The sequence below is a fragment of the Areca yellow leaf disease phytoplasma genome, from assembly GCF_041920595.1.
On sequence record NZ_CP169277.1, the window covers coordinates 155,323 to 157,383 of the forward strand.

At 21.8% G+C, this 2,061-nt stretch carries 1 protein-coding gene; it reads left to right on the forward strand.

Annotated features, from left to right (window positions below; genetic code table 11):
• The first annotated feature begins 1,267 nt into the window (after window positions 1-1,267).
• Window positions 1,268-1,405 carry a glutaredoxin domain-containing protein gene (locus ACEW7V_RS00825; RefSeq protein ID WP_374695581.1) on the forward strand — a complete coding sequence of 46 codons (138 nt, stop codon included), beginning with the start codon at window positions 1,268-1,270 and terminating at the stop codon, window positions 1,403-1,405.
• The last annotated feature ends 656 nt before the right edge of the window (window positions 1,406-2,061 follow it).

Here is a 2,061-nt window from a genome sequence, read left to right on the forward strand (position 1 = left end):
CAGAAGAAAGAGTAATGGAAATAGGCACATGAACTTGAGTCATTTCATGATAAAAGAAATTGGGTATGATAAGAGATTTTGCGTCAAATATTGCCTTCATTATTTATGGTTTTAAAAGTTTTACACAGCTTCATATTGATATTTTTCAGTTTACAAATTAACATTATTTTCATCAGCTAACGCAGTTTCAGAATGGTACCATGAATTTCTTCTTCATATTAATTTAAATTTTTTGATCTGTCGAGGTCTTAAAATTTCAGAATTTTCACAATAATTTTGATGTTATTGTTGATAGCCTAAATTACTTGTTTTTCAAAATTTTGAATGTCATGAAATATATCATCAGTCTATATCAATAATTTTTTAAAATAAATCTAGATAGGTTGCATTTTAATTTAATAAATTACGTTTTTCAGACAATTCATTTATTTATTTTTAACTTTTTTTACAAGAAACACAATCTAAAACTTCGGGATTACTCATAATTATTTATGGTTTTCTGATAAAAATAAATACTTATAAAATTTATTCATATATTAAAATAATATATTTTATTTTTAAAATGTAATAGTATATAAAAATTTTAAATTAGCATTAATTTGAGTTGTTGGGGAAGAAGGTTTTTATAGTTAAATAATTGTTTAATTTTGAAAATATTTATAATTTATATAAATTCAGAGTAAATGTTTTTAATGTAACATCTGCATATTTTTCCTAAAGGAAAACAAAGGAAAATACAAGGAAAAATCAATGCAAGAAAAGCAAAAGAATAAAAGGGTCAAAGTTATTAAAATGGTCCTACAATATTTAAAAAAAGACCGTTTTTAATATTAAAATTTTTTATTGAACCACAATAAATAACTTTTTTAAAAAATAAAACGGTCTTTTTTTAAATATTGTAGACCATTTTAATAACTTTTGACCCTTTTTATTCTTTTTTTTTTCTTGCATTGATTTTCCTTTTCTTGCCTTGTTTTTCCTTTTGTTTTTCCTTTTAGGATATGCAGATGTTGCATTAAAAAACATTTTGCCTTTGGATTTGCCTTAGGATTATAAATATTTTTCAAAATTAAACCATTATTTAACTAAAAAATAAAAAACCTTCTAAATTTTATAACTCAAATTAAATTATAATTTAAAATTTTTAATAGCACTACATTACATTTTAAATAAAATATAATATTTTTAATATATGAATATCGCATTTTTTGCACGCCAAAATTCATTCATTAATTTATTTTATCAAAGGAGAATTACATAAATAATTATGGTAATTGTTTATACGAGTTTTAGTTGTGTTTCTTGTAAAAAAGTTAAAAAATGGTTAAAAGATCATGGGGTAAGATACGAAGAGCGTAATTTGTTAAATTATAAAATGCAACTACAATATCTGGATTTAATTTAAAAATTGTGATTATGGGTTTGATGATATTATTATTTCGCGACGTTCCAAAATTTTAAAGAAAAACATAATCAGATTTGAAACTATCAACACCGATAACATCAAAAATTATTATTGAAAATTCTGAAATTTTAAAAAAGACCATCATTATTAAAGATCAAAAAATTTAAATTGGGTATAATGAAGAAGAAATTCGTATTTTTATTCACAAAAAACTGCGTTATTACTTGGATGGAAAATAATGTTAATTTTTATTAAAGCTAAAGAAAATAATCAATATGAAACATTATTGCAAAACTTTTTAAAAACCATAAATAATGAAGAGCAATATTTTTGTTGCAAAAAGTCTCTTATCATTTGCAAAGTTTCTTTTATCATAAAAACAAACTCAAGTTTAAAAACAATATTTGCCCCCTTTTCCATTTATAAATTATGTTATAAAAGATGTACACCTATTCCGTTTTTTAGACATTTTTTATTTAAAATCACTCTTTAAGACTTAAAATTAAATAGATAATTTCATATCTTTTCAAATTAACAAATAATTTCATTACACTTAAAAAGTGTCTAATGTTTTTTYATAATTTGCTAGTTTCAAAAGATATTTTTTTAAATATTTTATCCCTACACTATATATAGTCCGAAAGAGCAATGCAGCA

What these genes read in the sequence shown, in the direction of transcription:
- ACEW7V_RS00825 (WP_374695581.1), top strand. Translation starts at nt 1,268, where the DNA reads ATGGTAATTGTTTATACGAGTTTTAGTTGTGTTTCTTGTAAAAAAGTT.